The 15,013-nt window shown below is 71.1% G+C and carries 15 protein-coding genes; 11 read left to right on the forward strand and 4 right to left on the reverse strand.

Going from position 1 to position 15,013, the window contains the following annotated elements; translation table 11 throughout:
- Positions 1-80: 80 nt before the first annotated feature.
- Complete coding sequence (locus ACZ5D2_RS23890; protein ID WP_356213868.1) at positions 81-413, forward strand: YnfA family protein; 333 nt, start codon at positions 81-83, stop codon at positions 411-413.
- Positions 414-498: 85 nt separating this feature from the next.
- Positions 499-1,266 (forward strand): SDR family NAD(P)-dependent oxidoreductase, encoded by a 768-nt coding sequence (locus ACZ5D2_RS23895; RefSeq protein WP_371678063.1) that lies wholly within the window; start codon positions 499-501, stop codon positions 1,264-1,266.
- Between the two features lie 2 nt (positions 1,267-1,268).
- On the opposite strand, the gene ACZ5D2_RS23900 is transcribed toward ACZ5D2_RS23895, so the two are convergent.
- Positions 1,269-1,946, reverse strand: a complete 678-nt coding sequence (locus tag ACZ5D2_RS23900; protein WP_371678062.1) for a polysaccharide deacetylase family protein — start codon at positions 1,944-1,946, stop codon at positions 1,269-1,271.
- Positions 1,947-2,082: 136 nt separating this feature from the next.
- On the opposite strand from ACZ5D2_RS23900, the gene ACZ5D2_RS23905 reads away from it, so the two are divergent.
- Positions 2,083-2,598, forward strand: coding sequence for a Uma2 family endonuclease (locus ACZ5D2_RS23905; RefSeq protein WP_371678061.1), 516 nt, complete (start codon positions 2,083-2,085; stop codon positions 2,596-2,598).
- On the opposite strand, the gene ACZ5D2_RS23910 is transcribed toward ACZ5D2_RS23905, so the two are convergent.
- Positions 2,588-3,781, reverse strand: a complete 1,194-nt coding sequence (locus ACZ5D2_RS23910) for an RtcB family protein (RefSeq protein WP_371678060.1) — start codon at positions 3,779-3,781, stop codon at positions 2,588-2,590. The genes ACZ5D2_RS23905 and ACZ5D2_RS23910 overlap by 11 nt on opposite strands.
- A gap of 187 nt (positions 3,782-3,968) precedes the next feature.
- Here ACZ5D2_RS23910 and ACZ5D2_RS23915 point away from each other — a divergent pair, with 187 nt between their 5' ends.
- The 3 genes from ACZ5D2_RS23915 to ACZ5D2_RS23925 all read left to right on the forward strand — a co-directional run bounded on the left by ACZ5D2_RS23915 (position 3,969) and on the right by ACZ5D2_RS23925 (position 7,258).
- Positions 3,969-4,877, forward strand: a complete 909-nt coding sequence (locus tag ACZ5D2_RS23915; RefSeq protein WP_371678059.1) for a DUF3558 domain-containing protein — start codon at positions 3,969-3,971, stop codon at positions 4,875-4,877.
- A 123-nt stretch (positions 4,878-5,000) separates the two neighbouring features.
- A complete protein-coding gene (locus ACZ5D2_RS23920) occupies positions 5,001-5,816 on the forward strand; it encodes a DUF3558 family protein (RefSeq protein WP_371678058.1) in 816 nt (271 codons plus the stop codon).
- Between the two features lie 98 nt (positions 5,817-5,914).
- On the forward strand, positions 5,915-7,258 hold the full coding sequence (locus tag ACZ5D2_RS23925; protein ID WP_371678057.1) for a DUF2637 domain-containing protein: 1,344 nt from the start codon (positions 5,915-5,917) through the stop codon (positions 7,256-7,258).
- Positions 7,259-7,338: 80 nt separating this feature from the next.
- Here the strand turns inward: ACZ5D2_RS23925 and lysS are convergent, their stop codons facing one another.
- The gene (gene lysS / locus ACZ5D2_RS23930; RefSeq protein ID WP_371678056.1) at positions 7,339-9,066 is read right to left on the reverse strand and encodes a lysine--tRNA ligase; all 1,728 of its coding nucleotides are present in this window, start codon (positions 9,064-9,066) and stop codon (positions 7,339-7,341) included.
- 127 nt (positions 9,067-9,193) lie between these two features.
- A complete protein-coding gene (locus ACZ5D2_RS23935; RefSeq protein ID WP_371678055.1) occupies positions 9,194-10,054 on the reverse strand; it encodes a hypothetical protein in 861 nt (286 codons plus the stop codon).
- Between the two features lie 220 nt (positions 10,055-10,274).
- Between ACZ5D2_RS23935 and argS the strand changes: the two genes are divergently transcribed.
- From argS to ACZ5D2_RS23960, 5 genes are all read left to right on the forward strand, one after another.
- Positions 10,275-12,047 carry an arginine--tRNA ligase gene (gene argS / locus ACZ5D2_RS23940; RefSeq protein ID WP_371678054.1) on the forward strand — a complete coding sequence of 591 codons (1,773 nt, stop codon included), beginning with the start codon at positions 10,275-10,277 and terminating at the stop codon, positions 12,045-12,047.
- Between the two features lie 198 nt (positions 12,048-12,245).
- On the forward strand, positions 12,246-12,419 hold the full coding sequence (locus ACZ5D2_RS23945) for a hypothetical protein (RefSeq protein WP_468931806.1): 174 nt from the start codon (positions 12,246-12,248) through the stop codon (positions 12,417-12,419).
- Complete coding sequence (locus tag ACZ5D2_RS23950; RefSeq protein ID WP_468931809.1) at positions 12,416-12,628, forward strand: hypothetical protein; 213 nt, start codon at positions 12,416-12,418, stop codon at positions 12,626-12,628. Before ACZ5D2_RS23945 ends, ACZ5D2_RS23950 begins: the two co-directional genes overlap by 4 nt.
- A 153-nt stretch (positions 12,629-12,781) precedes the next feature.
- Positions 12,782-14,329, forward strand: a complete 1,548-nt coding sequence (locus ACZ5D2_RS23955) for an alkaline phosphatase (protein WP_371678052.1) — start codon at positions 12,782-12,784, stop codon at positions 14,327-14,329.
- A gap of 138 nt (positions 14,330-14,467) precedes the next feature.
- Positions 14,468-15,004 (forward strand): hypothetical protein, encoded by a 537-nt coding sequence (locus ACZ5D2_RS23960; protein WP_371678051.1) that lies wholly within the window; start codon positions 14,468-14,470, stop codon positions 15,002-15,004.
- Positions 15,005-15,013: the final 9 nt, after the last annotated feature.

A 15,013-nucleotide genomic window follows, 5' to 3' on the forward strand; every position in this document is an offset into this window, starting at 1 on the left:
CCAGCCCACCCACCCACCGGTCGGACCATCACACGAACGAGGGCGAGCCCTCACCCATTCGCCTGCGTAGGCTTCCGGCCATGCTCATCGCACGCTCCGCCGCCCTCTTCGCCCTCGCCGCCGTCCTGGAGATCGGAGGCGCCTGGCTGGTCTGGCAGGGGGTGCGCGAACACAAGGGCTGGGCCTGGATCGGCGCCGGCGTCATCGCCCTCGGCCTGTACGGATTCGTCGCCACCCTCCAGCCCCAAGGCGATTTCGCCCGCGTGCTGGCCGCCTACGGCGGCGTCTTCGTCGCCGGATCCCTCCTCTGGGGCGTCGTCGCCGACGGCTACCGCCCCGACCGCTGGGACGTCACCGGCGCCCTCGTCTGCCTCGCCGGGATGGCCGTGATCATGTACGCGCCGCGCCGCTGACCCGGCCTATGCTGGCGAGGATTCGCCCGTACGAACGAACGACCCCGCGGACGAACGTCCCCACGATCGAACGAGGAGCCCGCTCATGAGCACGCGCACGGCCACCCGAACCGCCGTAGTCACCGGCGCGAGCAGCGGAATCGGCGCGGCCACCGCCCGGCAGCTCGCCGCGGCCGGCTACCACGTCGTCCTCACCGCCCGCCGCAAGGACCGCATCGAGACCCTCGCCGGCGACCTGACCGACGCGGGCTACGAGGCCACCGCCCACGCCCTCGACGTCACCGATCGCACCGCCGTCGACGCCTTCGCCGCCTCCCTCGACCGCTGCGACGTCCTGGTCAACAACGCCGGCGGCGCCATCGGCGCCGAGTCCGTCGCCACCGGCGACCCGGCCGACTGGCGCACGATGTACGAGGTCAACGTCATCGGCACCCTCAACGTCACCCAGGCCCTCCTGCCCGCCCTCACCGCGAGCGGCGACGGCACGGTGGTCGTCCTGTCCTCCACCGCCGGCCACTCCACCTACGAGGGCGGCGCCGGCTACGTCGCCGCCAAGAACGGCGCCCGCGTCCTCGCGGAGACCCTCCGCCTGGAGATCGTCGGCCAGCCCGTCCGCGTCATCGAGATCGCCCCCGGGATGGTCAAGACGGAGGAGTTCGCCAAGACCCGCTTCCGCGGCGACGCGACCAAGGCCGAGAAGGTCTACGAGGGCGTCGCCGAGCCCCTCTCCGCCGACGACGTCGCCGACACCGTCACCTGGGCGGTCACCCGCCCCAGCCACGTCAACATCGACCTCCTGGTGGTCCGCCCCCGCGCCCAGGCCTCCAACACCAAGGTCCACCGCGAGCTGTAGCCCTACGGCACCAGTCCGGCCGCCTTCAGCTGCGGCATGAGGGCCGCCGGTTTCAGCCCGGCGGCCTTCGCCGCGTCCAGGGCCCGCCGCAGGTCCGCCGCCAGCGTCGGCGTGAAGTGCAGCAGCACGATGTCGCCGGCCTCCAGCCGCGGCGTCGGCGGGGTCTGGCTCCAGGTGGTGAAGTCGTACGTCCACGTCACCAGCGCCTTCACCCCGCACGCCTTCGCCGCCGCCCGCACGGCGTCGTCGACCGCCCCGTACGGCGGCCGCAGCAGCCTGGGTTCCTTCCCCCCGAAGGCCGCCGCCAGCCGCTCCCCGGCCCCGCACACCTCGGCGTCCTTCCCGGCGGCGTCGAGGGTCGTCAGGTCGGGGTGGTTGACGGTGTGGTTCTCCACCGTCGCCCGGCCCTGCCCGGTGAGCTCCGTGAAGTACCCGGTGTCGTACGCGGTCGCGCCCGGCAGCAGGAACAACGACACCGGCACCCGCTTCTCCAGCAGGATCCGGGCGGCCTCCGGGTCGTGGTTCCAGCCGTCGTCGATGGTGATGAAGACGACCTCGTCCCGGGTCGGCACGTGCGACACCACGGGCGGCAGCCCCACCCCGGCCTGCGCCGACCCGGCGGCCCCGAGGGCGAGCGACAACGACGCGAGCGCGGCGGGAAGCGCGCGGGATCTCCACATGCGGCACACCTTGGTCTAGACCAACTCTGCCAGTCAACCCCCTTGCCGGACAGGAGAGTTGGGCCCGGCGCATCCACCAAGCCCGTATGGGTGAATCCATACGAATTGTCGGCGGACACCGCTACGCTCCGAAAGCGTGGTTCGCGAAAAGGAGGAAGCCATTGGCCGTGATACGGCACGAGACCACGATCGCGGAGGCCGCCGATCGACTCTCCAGGGAGCTTCCCGGGCACCGAGTGGAGATTCTCCAGGGGAGGCTCATCGCGACACCACCACCCGCCGACGGACGTCACGCACGCACACCGACCCGGCTCGTCGTGGCGTTCCACGAGGCCGGGGCGATGAAAGCGGGGCTGGAATTCCTCCAGGGCATCGGCATCTGGCTGCCCTCGCCCTCGTCACCGAGGACTTCCTGGACTTCAAGGGGCGGAACAACTGCTACTCGCCCGAGGTGTTCCGCCTCATCGTCGAGGTGACCTCGTCGAACTGGTCGGACGACCTCGGCTCCAAGGTCGACTGCTACGCCCAGGCCGACGTCCCGTTCTACGTCATCGCCGACCGCCGCCACGACGAGGTCGTCGCCTGCCGCGAACCGCGCAACGGCACCTACCGCCACCGGTCCGGGCCCCCGCGTTCCGACCTCAGCCCTTGACGCAGATGACCTGCTTCAGCTTCGCCACGACCTTGACGAGGTCGCTCTGCTGGTCGATGACCTGCTCGATCGACTTGTAGGCGGCCGGGATCTCGTCCACCACACCTGCGTCCTTGCGGCACTCCACGCCCTGCGTCTGCTCCGCCAGGTCCCGCGCCGAGAAGCGCTTCTTCGCCGCGGTGCGGCTCATCTTGCGGCCCGCTCCGTGCGAGGCGGAGTTGAAGGACTTCTCGTTGCCGAGGCCCTTCACGATGTACGAGCCGGTTCCCATCGAGCCCGGGATGATCCCGTACTCACCGCTGCCGGCGCGGATCGCGCCCTTCCGCGTGACGAGCAGGTCCATGCTGTCGTACCGCTCCTCCGCCACGTAGTTGTGGTGGCAGCTGATCTCCTGCTCGAAGGAGACCTTGGCCTTGCGGAACTCCCTGCGCACGACCTCCTTGAACAGGCTCATCATGGCCGCGCGGTTGAACTTCGCGTACTCCTGAGCCCAGAAGAGGTCGTTGCGGTACGCCTCCATCTCCGGGGTCGCGGCGAGGAACACCGCCAGGTCCCGGTCGACCAGTCCCTGGTTGTGGGCCAGTCCCCGAGCGACGCCGATGTGGTGTGCGGCGAGCTCGTTGCCGATGTTCCGGGATCCGGAGTGCAGCATCAGCCAGACCGAACCTGACTCATCGAGACAGAACTCGATGAAGTGATTTCCGGATCCGAGCGTTCCAATCTGCTTTGTGGCGCGTTCCTGACGGAATTTGATCGCGTCCGTGAGGTGGTCGAAGCGCTTCCAGAGGTCCTCGTACCCCTGCACCGGGAACCCGTACAGCCGCCCCGGGTCCACCGCCTCCCTGTGCATCCCCGCCCCCACCGGGATCGCCTGCTCGATGCGGGAGCGGAGCTTCGAGAGGTCGCCCGGGAGGTCGTTCGCCGTGAGGGAGGTCTTCACCGCCGACATGCCGCAGCCGATGTCGACGCCCACCGCCGCCGGGCAGACCGCGTCCTTCATGGCGATGACCGAGCCGACCGTGGCGCCCTTGCCGTAGTGGACGTCCGGCATCACCGCCAGGCCCTTGATCCAGGGCAGGCCCGCCGTGTTCTGCAACTGCCGCATGGCGCTGTCCTCGACCGACGCCGGATCGGTCCACATCCGGATCGGGACGTTCGTCCCGGACACCTCTACATACGACATATGACGTCAATCCCCCGGAAACCACAGAAAGTCACAGAAAGCTCGGAATACGCAAAAAGCCTCGCTCATCGCCCCAAAGCAGTCAGGGAACCGGCGCCGGCACCAGCGTGTGCGATAGACATTGTGTCCATCCGTGTCCGAGTCGCGGCAACGGATTTTCCCGAGGGGACCAAGGGAGCCAGTGGACGTGGAGCGCAAGGCGGTACGCCGACGGGTCCTGCCCGGTATCGCGATGATCACCGCACTCGCGGCCGGCGTGACCGGTCTCGCCGGATGCACCGACGGCAACGGCATCGGGGGCACCAGCGACCAGAAGGGCGGCGGGAGCACCGCCGCGCCCGCCCAGCCCGGCAAGTACCGCAGCCTGCCGCAGCCCTGCAAGGCCGCCGACGCCAAGCGCCTCAAGGCCATGCTCCCGGCCGCCGACTCGCTCACCACCCAGCAGCGCGAGCAGCTCTACGCCGGAACCGCGGAGCCCTCCTTCGACGGCGACCGGCACGTCGGCTGCCGCTGGAACGCGCAGGCGCCCGAGGGCACCATGCTGCTGTCGGTCACGTTCGAGCGCGTGGTCTCGTACGACCGTGCCGCCGCGAGCGACGACGACAAGGCGCACACGGTGTTCGTACGCCGCCTCACGGACGCGCACCTGCCCTTCCCCGGCATCACGGGCTCCCCCTCCCCGAGCACCGCCCCGGGCGCCACCCCCGGTGGCGCCCCCGGCACCGCCCCCGGCACCGCCGAGACCCCCGCCCAGCCTTCCGCTTCCCCCTCCGCCCTCCCCTCCTCCGCTTCCGCCCCCGCCTCCGCCTCCGCTTCACCCTCCGCCCCGGCCTCCCCCAGCACCGCTCCCGAGCTCGGCTCGCGCGTTCTGGAAGGGCTCGGCAACGAGGCGTACCTGGACGACAAGCTGAGCCCGGCCGGGGCGAGCGCCGCCCAGTCGCGCACCGTGCGGATTGTGTTCCGCACCTCCAACGTCCTCGTCACCGTCGAGTACAGCGTGCAGCCGTCCGGACCCGGCACGATCCCCTCAAGTGCGGAAACGCAGGACAAGGCGCGCCAGTTGGCACAGGCCCTGGCCGAGCGTTTCAACGAGTGAGGCCCCCGCCCCGCGAGGGCGTGCGGGGCCGTCGTGACGGCGCGCACAGCAGCCGGGCGCCCGGTCGGGCTACCGTTGCCCGGGTCCCGCGCCCGTAAGAAGTCCCCAACGTCTGAAGGAACCATGCACCGATCAGCCTCGCGTCTCACCCGTGTTCTCGCCTGCGCAGCCGTCGTCCCGGTGATCCTCACCGCCGCCGGGTGCTCGTCCGACTCGGAGAAGTCCTCGGGCTCGGAATCCGGCAAGAAGTCCTCGGCCTCCTCGTCCGCCAAGCCGAACTCGAAGGCCCCGGCCGCCCTGGAGAAGGTGGCGTTCGCGAAGCTGCCCGACCCCTGCAAGGCGATCACGTCGAAGACCATAGATTCGGTCGTTCCGGAGGCGAAGGAGAAGAACGGTACGGCCGCGAAGTCGAACGACCTCGCCAACCGGGCCAGCTGCTCCTGGAACGGCCTGCAGACGGACGGCGTGAAGGGCTCGCAGTACCGCTGGCTCTCCGTCTCCCTGGTCCGCTACGACTCGCACGCCACGCTCGGCGGCGGCGACAAGCGCGCCGAGGAGCAGTACAACAAGCAGATCGAGCTGGCGAAGACCGTCGAGGGCGCGCACGACGTCAAGGTGGAGCAGGCCGGCGGGATCGGCGACCAGGGTTCCTCGGTCGCGTACGGGGTGAAGAAGGACGTCGACTTCCTCAACACCACCCTCGTGGTCCGCACCCACAACGTGGTCGTCACGCTCGACTACAACGGCGCCGCCTACGAGGGCGCCGGCGCCCCCGACCAGGCGAAGCTGCTCCAGGACGCCGTCGCGGCGGCCCGTGACGCGGTGAACGCGGTCGACTCCGCCAACAAGGGCGACGCCGCTCCCGAGCAGGCCCCGTCCGGTTCCGCTTCGCCTTCCGGTTCGGCTTCGCCGTCGGGTTCCGCTTCCCCGCAGCAGTAGGCGACGGGCGGTAAGGGGCCCTAGGGAACGGGTGACGCGCAGTCACCCGTACGCTGTGCCTGCCGTAGCTCGACAAGGGGAGGTCGCGGGTGGCCGCGATGCAGCTGACTCGTACGCACCGGATACTCATCGGTGTCGTGGTCGCCGGTGCCGTGGTCATCGCGGGCATCGGTTTCGCGGGATCGTACGCCGCGGTGCGCGCTCTGGCGTTGCAGAAGGGCTTCGGCAACTTCTCGCTGGTGTTCCCGATCGGCATCGACATGGGCATCTGCGTGCTGCTGGCACTGGACCTGCTGCTGACGTGGATCCGCATTCCGTTCCCCCTGCTGCGCCAGACGGCGTGGCTGCTGACGGCGGCGACGATCGCGTTCAACGGCGCGGCGGCCTGGCCGGACCCGCTGGGCGTGGGCATGCACGCCGTGATCCCGATCCTGTTCGTGGTCACGGTCGAGGCGGCCCGGCACGCCGTGGGCCGGATCGCGGATATCACCGCGGACCGGCACATGGAGGGCGTCCGCATCACCCGCTGGCTGCTCTCGCCCGTCCCCACCTTCAAGCTGTGGCGCCGGATGAAGCTGTGGGAGCTGCGCTCCTACGAGCAGGCGGTCGGCATGGAGCAGGACCGGCTGATCTACCAGGCGCGGCTGCAGGCCCGGTACGGGCGGGCGTGGCGGCGCAAGGCGCCGGTGGAGGCGCTGATGCCGCTGCGGCTGGCCCGGATCGGCGTGCCCTTGTCCCAGACGGCCCCGGAGGGGCTGGTGGCGGCGGGCATCGAGCCGGTGCTGCTGCCCCCGGCGGGCCCGGCGGCCCCGGCCCTGGAGGCGGCGTCCCCGGAGACCGCGGCCCTGGAGGCGGCGGCCCTGGAGAGCGCGCCCCGCGAGGCCGCGGCCGGCTCGAAGGCCGCGGAGGTGCTGGTTCCGCAGCAGGCGGGTCCGGCGTCCGCGTCGGGCGCGGGCCCGTCGGCGGTTCCCCCCGTCACGCACGCCCCGCCGGCGTTCGCGGTGGATCCCACCGCGATGCCGGCGGCGCACGACAGTGCCTGGTTCGCGGCGCCGCTGGCCCCGCAGGCGGCGTACGAGGGCGGATACAACCCGCAGTACGTGGAGGGCCTGGAGCCGACCCCGGTCATGCCGCCGTCCGGCCCGGAGGAGCTGCTGGAGCAGGAGCCGCCCCGGAAGCCGTCGCAGCAGCTGCTGCCGGACGAGGAGGTCGACGACTCCGGGGCCGACCTCGACGAGGTGAAGTTCACGGAGGCGGCGTACGAGGTCTTCCGGACGTACATCGAGGAGAACGGCAAGGTCCCGAGCCCCGAGCAGGTCGACATATACCTCTCGGACCGGCACGGTATCGCGCACCCGCGCAGTTTCAGCACGATCAGCCGGCTGATGCCGGACCTGAAGCAGCGCTACCAGCGCGACCTGGAGAACGAGCACATCGCCTGATCGTCCGGGCACGCGGAAGGGCCCCGCACCCCCGAGGGGGTGCGGGGCCCTTCCGTACGGCCGGTACGCCGCCGGGTGACTCAGACGGCGAGCAGCTTGCGCACCCGGTCCGCGCCGACGGCGAGGAGCAGGGTGGGCAGGCGCGGTCCGGTCTCCCGGGTCACCAGGAGGCGGTAGAGCAGGGCGAAGAACTCGCGCTGGGCGACCTTGAGTTCGGGCGTCGGCTTGGCGTCGGGCTCCAGCCCGGCCAGCACCTTGGGCACGCCGTACACGAGGGTGGTGAGCCCGTCGAGGGACCAGTGCGAGTCGAGGCCCTCCAGGAGGAGGCGCAGCTGCTCGCGGCCGTTCTCGTCGAGGGAGGACAGCAGCTCGGTGTCGGCGTCCTCGCGGACGAGGGTGCGCTGGTCGGCCGGGACCTGGCTGGTGATCCAGTTCTCGGCGCGGTCCAGGCGCGGGCGGACCTCGTCGAGGGAGGTCAGCGGCTGCGTCGGGTCCAGGTCGGTCAGGATGCGCAGGGTCTGCTCGTCGTGCCCGGCGGTGATGTCGACGACCGACGCGAGGGTGCGGTACGGCAGCGGGCGCGGGGTGCGGGGCAGCTCGTGGGAGGCGACGCGGACGGCGCGGGCGTGCGCGGCGGCGTCGGCCGGCAGCACGGTGCCGTCGGCGACCTTGCCCTCCAGCTTGTCCCACTCGTCGTACAGCCGCTGGATCTCCTGGTCGAAGGCGATCTTGAAGGACTGGTTGGGGCGGCGGCGCGCGTACAGCCAGCGCAGCAGCTGCGGCTCCATGATCTTCAGCGCGTCGGCCGGGGTGGGGACCCCGCCCTTGCTGGAGGACATCTTGGCCATGCCGCTGATGCCGACGAAGGCGTACATCGGGCCGATCGGCTGCTCGCCGCCGAAGATGTGCACGATCTGGCCGCCGACCTGGAAGGACGAGCCGGGCGAGGAGTGGTCGACGCCCGAGGGCTCGAAGATCACGCCCTCGTGGGCCCAGCGCATGGGCCAGTCGACCTTCCAGACCAGCTTGCCGCGGTTGAACTCGCTCAGCTTGACGGTCTCGGTGAACTCGTCCTCGGTGCAGACGTAGGTGAGCTCGGTGCTCTCGTCGTCGTAGGCGGTGACCTTGGTGAAGTCCTTGCCGCACTCGCCGCAGTAGGGCTTGTACGGGAAGTAGCCGCCCCCGTCGCTGCTGCCGTCGTCCTCGGCGGCGGCGCCGGAGCCCTCGGCGGCCTCCAGCTCGGCCTCGTCGACCTGCTTCTGCTGGGGCTTCTTGCCGCCCGGCTTCTGCTTGGTGCGGTACTGGTCGAGGACGGCGTCGATGTCGCCGCGGTGCTTCATCGCGAACAGGACCTGCTCGCGGTACGCGCCGGAGGTGTACTGCTCGGTCTGGCTGATCGGGTCGTACTCGACGCCCATCTCGGCCAGGGCCTCGACGAAGGCCGCCTTGAAGTGCTCGGCCCAGTTCGGGTACGCGGAGCCGGCCGGGGCGGGCACGGAGGTCAGCGGCTTGCCGATGTGCTGGGCCCAGGACTCGTCGATGCCGGGGACGCCGGCCGGGACCTTGCGGTAGCGGTCGTAGTCGTCCCAGGAGATGAGGTGGCGGACCTCGATGCCCCGGCGGCGGATCTCGTCCGCGACCAGGTGCGGGGTCATGACCTCACGGAGGTTGCCCAGGTGGATCGGGCCGGAGGGGGAGAGTCCGGACGCGACGACGACGGTTTTGCCGGGTGCTCGGCGCTCCGCCTCAGCGATGACCTCGTCCGCGAAACGGGAGACCCAGTCGGTCTCGGTGCTGCTCTGAGCCACGACACGTCCTTCTATCTCGAAATGCTGGCTGCCGCCATTCTCCCAGACGGAAGCGGGCCCTCCGAGGTTGCCTGCGCGGCGCGGACCGGTGGGGCCGGCCGCCGGGTGGCGGCCGGCCCGTGCCGTGTCAGCTGTTCTGGTAGTTCTCGAAGTGCGCGTGGGTCAGCCGGTGCTCGGTGCCGTCGCGCGTCATGCCGATGGTCCACTGGCGGCCGTCGGCGTCCTGGACCTGGCAGTTCTTCCCGTAGGCCACGGTGCGCGCCGTGTAGAGGTCGATCGCCGCGTCGCACGCCGCCAGGAGGGTCTGCAGGTACTCCAGCGGGGTGTAGCGCCGGACGTTGGCGAAGAAGACCGCGGTCTGTTCCTTGCGGGAGCGCTGGTACTCCAGGAAGTGGCGTACGGCGCTGTCGCCCTGGTCGCTGAAGTAGCAGGCCCGCCCGCGCGGTGTGGTGAACCGTCGCCCCTGCGCCATGCGCGCGGCGATCTCTTCCGCGGTGGGCCCGTCGGGCACCTGCTGCCGCTGTGCCTGCTGGGGGGCGGCGGGCGCGGTCCGCCCGGTCTGCCGCTGTACGGGTACGGGTGCGGGCCCTTCGTCGTCGGAGTCCTCCCAGCGGTTGGTCCTCGGCTCCTCGGTGTCGGCGTCCTCCATCGAGGAGGAGGACGTGGCGGCGGCCACGGCCGGCCGCCGGGCGGCGGCCGCGACGGCCCGTACCGCCTCGGCGATCTCCAGGACGGCGGCGAGGACGGCCCTGCCGCCGACCCGGTCGGCGAGGACCATCCGTCCGCCCCGCCGCAGGCCGTGCAGCCGGCTCGCGTCCATGTGCTCCGGGCCGCCGGTCCCCACCGACACGGCGAGCGGGACGTGGAGGGTCGGGTCCACGCCGAGGACGACCGTTTCCACCATCCGTCCGTCGGAGGTCTCGTAGTACGTCCGCAGGTTCTCGTCCGACAGGTTCACGTAGGTGCCGCCCGACGACATCTCCGTCATGTCCCCACCCTTCGACCGGACCGTCAAATCGGGCGGAGCCTATCCGGCGGGTGGGGGCTTTGCCGGGCAAACCGGGAAAGATACGCCGTCATCTCCCCCCTCCCCCTCTCCTCCGCCTCCCCGCCGGGACCGGCCGTCGCCGCGGACAAATCCCGGGATGTGGACAGGTGCACCGTGGGATACTCGACGGGCATCAACCGACTCACAGGAACGGCAGCTCATGGCCTCGGTCCCTTCCCTCGCTTCCTCCGTCGAACAGCGCGTCGCGGACGCCCTCGCCTCCGCCCTGCCGGAGGCCGGTGCGACCGACCCGCTGCTGCGACGAAGCGACCGGGCCGACTTCCAGGCCAACGGCATCCTGGCGCTCGCGAAGAAGGCCAAGGCCAACCCGCGCGAGCTGGCGACGACCGTGGTCGAGGGCATCCCGACGGGTGACCTGATCCGGGACATCGAGGTCTCCGGCCCCGGCTTCCTCAACATCACGATCACCGACCGGGCGATCATCGAGACCCTGGCGGCCCGCGCCGCCGACGACCGCCTCGGCGTGCCGCTGTCGCCGTCCGCCGGCACCACGGTGATCGACTACGCGCAGCCGAACGTCGCCAAGGAGATGCACGTCGGGCACCTGCGCTCCGCCGTGATCGGCGCGGCGATGGTGGAGATCCTGGAGTTCACGGGCGAGACGGTGGTGCGGCGTCACCACATCGGCGACTGGGGCACCCAGTTCGGCATGCTCATCCAGTACCTGCTGGAGCACCCGCACGAGCTGGACCACAAGTCGGACGAGGAGGTCTCCGGCGAGGAGGCCATGTCCAACCTCAACCGCCTCTACAAGGCCTCGCGCGCGCTCTTCGACTCCGACGAGGAGTTCAAGACGCGGGCGCGGGCGCGGGTGGTGGACCTCCAGGCGGGCGAGCCGGAGACGCTGGCCCTGTGGCAGCGGTTCGTGGACGAGTCGAAGATCTACTTCTACTCCGTCTTCAACAAGCTGGACATGGACATCCAGGACCCGGACGTGGTCGGCGAGTCCGGTTACAACGACATGCTCGCGGAGACCTGCAAGCTGCTGGAGGACTCGGGCGTCGCCGTCCGCTCCAACGGCGCGCTGTGCGTGTTCTTCGACGAGTACAAGGGTCCGGACGGCAACCCGACCCCGCTGATCGTGCAGAAGTCCGACGGCGGTTTCGGCTACGCGGCCACCGACCTCTCGGCGATCCGCGACCGGGTGGGCAACCTGAAGGCGGACACGCTCATCTACGTCGTGGACGCGCGCCAGTCGCTCCACTTCAAGATGGTCTTCGAGACGGCCCGCCGGGCCGGCTGGCTGAACGACGAGGTCAAGGCCGTCCAGCTGGCCTTCGGCACGGTCCTCGGCAAGGACGGCAAGCCGTTCAAGACGCGTGAGGGCGAGACGGTGAGGCTGGTGGACCTCCTCGACGAGGCCGTCGAGCGGGCGACTTCGGTGGTCCGGGAGAAGGACGAGGAGCGCGGGCTGCTGACCGAGGAGGAGATCGTGGAGAACGGTCTCCAGGTCGGCATCGGCGCGGTCAAGTACGCGGACCTCTCCACCTCGGCGGCGCGCGACTACAAGTTCGACCTGGACCAGATGGTGTCGCTGACCGGTGACACGTCCGTGTACCTCCAGTACGCGTACGCCCGGATCCGGTCCATCCTGCGCAAGGCGGGCGACCGCGGCCCGGTCGCCCACCCGGAGCTGGAGCTGGCTCCGGCCGAGCGTGCGCTGGGCCTGCACCTGGACGGCTTCGGCGCGCTGGTCGAGGAGGCCGCGGCGGAGTACGCCCCGCACAAGCTGGCCGCGTACCTCTACCAGCTGTCCTCGCTGTTCACGACGTTCTACTCGGAGTGCCCGGTCATCAAGCCGGAGCCCGAGCTCGTCGTCGGCGAGAACCGCCTGTTCCTGTGCGAGCTGACCGCCCGCACCCTCTCGAAGGGCATGTCCCTCCTGGGCATCCGCACCCCCGAGAAGCTCTGACGCACCACCCGACGGCCCCCGGCGCGACCACCCCGCGCCGGGGGCCGTCGCGCTCCCTCGTGGAAGGCGTCCGATCCGAGGAGGAGCCGGGAATGACGACCGCGACGCCTGCGCCCGGTGGATCCGTACCGCCGATGCCGGAGTACACGCCGAAGGCCCATCTGCGATGCCTATGACATCGGTCCGGTCCCGGCGTTCATGGCCCGCTGGTGGGGCGAGTACGCCCTCGCGCGCGACCCCGAGCTCGACCGGCACGTCGCCGACCTGGAAGCCAGGGCCGCCGACGCCATGGACGTCGGCACGGCCCACGGCCTCCTCGACGCGGCTTCCCGCATCCGCCACCGGCTGCGTGCCCTGGAGCCGGGCGAGTGAGCGAGGAGTTCACGGGGCCGCCGTGGGCGGTGGACTACACCCAGGACGCCGAGAAGTACCGGATCGGCCTGCCCGACGAGCCGCGCTCCACCGTCCCCCGCGGCCCGCACATCGCGTACTTCGACAGCAACCGCGGGTGGATCCGGTTCACCTTCCTGCCCCGTGTGGCCGAGCCGCAGATCGTGGTGGAGGAGATCTTCTGGCAGTAGGTGGCCGGCGCCACCCCGAACGGCCTTCGCGTGACCGTGTCCTGTCATGCTTTCCGCGTTCGGCCGGGCAATACCCGGTGGTGGTGTCCCGTTCACGCGGCCCTCCTACGGTCGGCCCGATCGTGCCGAACACCCGAGGGGGATCTCCCGCACATGCGCCGCAGACCGTTGAAGACGCTCACCGTCCTGGCCCTGGCCAGCGCCGTGGCCGCCGGCACCGCCGTCACCGCGAACTCCGCGCCCCAGCAGAGCGACTCGCACCAGGACGTCCGGAACGTCATCTACCTGCTCGGTGACGGAATGGGCCGCACCCACGTGACGGCCGCGCGCGACCGTTACGCGGGCGCCGCCGGCAAGCTCACCATGGAGACCCTCCCGAACACGGGCGCGGTCGCCACCTACGCCGTCGAGAAGAACAGCGCGAAGCCGGCCCTGGTCACCGACTCGGCCAGCTCCGCGACCGCCTGGGCCTCCGGCGTGAAGACCTACAACGCGGCCATCGGCGTGGACGCGTACGAGAAGAAGGTCGCCACGCTGATGGAGCAGGCCCACGCGGCCGGCTTCGCCACCGGCAACGTCTCCACCGCCGAGATCACCGACGCCACCCCCGCCGCCCAGTTCAGCCACGCGCTGCTGCGCGGCTGCCAGGGCCCGGCCTACTCGGACGCCGCCTGCCTCCCGAAGAAGGACGACGGCAGCTACGAGCAGGCCCCGGCGGACAAGACGCTGATCACGCCGATCGCCGAGCAGATCGCCCGCAACGGCACCGCCGACGTCATCCTCGGCGGCGGGCTCGCCCGCTTCGAGCCGGACGACCAGAAGGCCCTCCAGGCCCAGGGCTACCAGGTGCTCGGCAGCTTCGGCGACCCGGCGCTGCCCGCGCAGACGGCCGCCAGCCAGAAGGTCGCCACCAAGTCCGACCTGGACAAGGCGGGCGGCAAGAAGGTCATCGGCCTGTTCAACCGCGGCAACCTGACGGTGGAGCAGAACAAGGCCGCCCTGCCGGCCGGCGCCCCGCAGAAGCAGGAGCCCTCGCTCGCGGACATGACCCGCAAGTCGATCCAGCTCCTGAACGACCGCAAGCAGGGCGGCTCGTACGACCGCGGCAAGTCGAAGAAGGGCTTCTACCTCCAGGTCGAGGGCGCCCAGATCGACAAGCGTTCGCACGCGAACGACGCCGCGCAGACCCTCGCCGAGGTCAAGGCCTTCGACGACGCGGTGAAGGCCGCCTACGAGTTCGCGAAGAAGGACGGTCACACCCTCGTGGTCGTCACGGCGGACCACGAGTGCGCCGGCTTCAACATCATCGAAAAGGGCAGCTACACCAACGCCGAGGCCGTCGCGCCCCCGGCCAACACGGACGCCGGCAACACGGCCAACAACAGCGTCCCCTCGCGTGCCGCCTCGGGCGCCAAGGACCCGGTCCGCTCCAGCGGCATCGTCAACGGCGCGGGCTCCGGTGACGCGAAGAACTTCGGTCCGGCCACCTTCCGTACGCCCGACGACCCGGCGGACGTGAAGGACGGCAGCCCCGAGGCGAGCCTGTGGCTGACCTACCTGTCGGGCAACCACACCGGCGCCGACGTGCCGATCTTCGCCTACGGCCCGAACGGCAACGCCTTCGCCACGAGCCAGATCAACACCGAGCTGTACGGCAAGCTGTACCGCTCGCTGTTCGGCCGCTCCCCGCAGCAGCACTGATCCCCGGGCGGCCGGGGCCGGGGGCGCACTCCCCCGGCCCCGGCCGCCGTCGTTCCCGGCCCCGTCCCGGCCTCCCCGGCGGGCCCCGGCCGCCGTCCTGGTGGCCGGCCCCTTCCCGGCCTCCCAGGAGCACTTCCGATGACGTACCTCCCCCGCGCCGCGGCCGCCGCCACGGCCGCCGCCGCCCTGTTCGCGCTCGTCACGGGCTGCTCCGGCGCCGGGGCTCCGGCCGCCGCCGAGGCCCCGGCCACCGCCGCCTCCCCGGTGGCCCTGCCCGCCCCCCGCAGCGCGCCCTCCCCGGCCGCCGTCCTCACCCCGGCGCCCACGGCGGGCGAGGTCCGCGTCCAGCAGGGACCGTTCACGGATCGCGTGCAGCTGACCGGCCTGCGCCTCACCCCCGGCACGCCGTCCGTCACCGGGCACATCGCCATCGGCTCCGACGTCAGCGACACCCTGGCCCTGGAGATCACCGCCGCGTACTACGACGCGGAGGGCCGCCTGCTCGGCACCGGCACCTTCCACCACGAGGAGGAGGGCGAGGAGGCGCATGCCGGAGCGCCCCACACCGGCCCGCGCGCGGCCGGAGACGGCATCGACTTCACCGTCCCCGCCGACCACCTCACCGGCACCCCGGCCGCCGCGGTCCTCTCGATCCCGGTCCTGGTCAACGAGTAGCCTTCCCCG

The sequence above is a fragment of the Streptomyces sp. NPDC031479 genome, from assembly GCF_055581065.1.

Bases quoted from the DNA above. Each gene is read 5' to 3' on its own strand.
- ACZ5D2_RS23890 (WP_356213868.1), top strand. From the start codon at position 81: ATGCTCATCGCACGCTCCGCCGCCCTCTTCGCCCTCGCCGCCGTCCTG.
- ACZ5D2_RS23895 (WP_371678063.1), top strand. From the start codon at position 499: ATGAGCACGCGCACGGCCACCCGAACCGCCGTAGTCACCGGCGCGAGC.
- ACZ5D2_RS23900 (WP_371678062.1), bottom strand. From the start codon at position 1,946: ATGTGGAGATCCCGCGCGCTTCCCGCCGCGCTCGCGTCGTTGTCGCTC.
- ACZ5D2_RS23910 (WP_371678060.1), bottom strand. From the start codon at position 3,781: ATGTCGTATGTAGAGGTGTCCGGGACGAACGTCCCGATCCGGATGTGG.
- ACZ5D2_RS23920 (WP_371678058.1), top strand. From the start codon at position 5,001: ATGCACCGATCAGCCTCGCGTCTCACCCGTGTTCTCGCCTGCGCAGCC.
- ACZ5D2_RS23925 (WP_371678057.1), top strand. From the start codon at position 5,915: ATGCAGCTGACTCGTACGCACCGGATACTCATCGGTGTCGTGGTCGCC.
- ACZ5D2_RS23935 (WP_371678055.1), bottom strand. From the start codon at position 10,054: ATGACGGAGATGTCGTCGGGCGGCACCTACGTGAACCTGTCGGACGAG.
- argS (WP_371678054.1), top strand. From the start codon at position 10,275: ATGGCCTCGGTCCCTTCCCTCGCTTCCTCCGTCGAACAGCGCGTCGCG.
- ACZ5D2_RS23945 (WP_468931806.1), top strand. From the start codon at position 12,246: ATGGCCCGCTGGTGGGGCGAGTACGCCCTCGCGCGCGACCCCGAGCTC.
- ACZ5D2_RS23955 (WP_371678052.1), top strand. From the start codon at position 12,782: ATGCGCCGCAGACCGTTGAAGACGCTCACCGTCCTGGCCCTGGCCAGC.
- ACZ5D2_RS23960 (WP_371678051.1), top strand. From the start codon at position 14,468: ATGACGTACCTCCCCCGCGCCGCGGCCGCCGCCACGGCCGCCGCCGCC.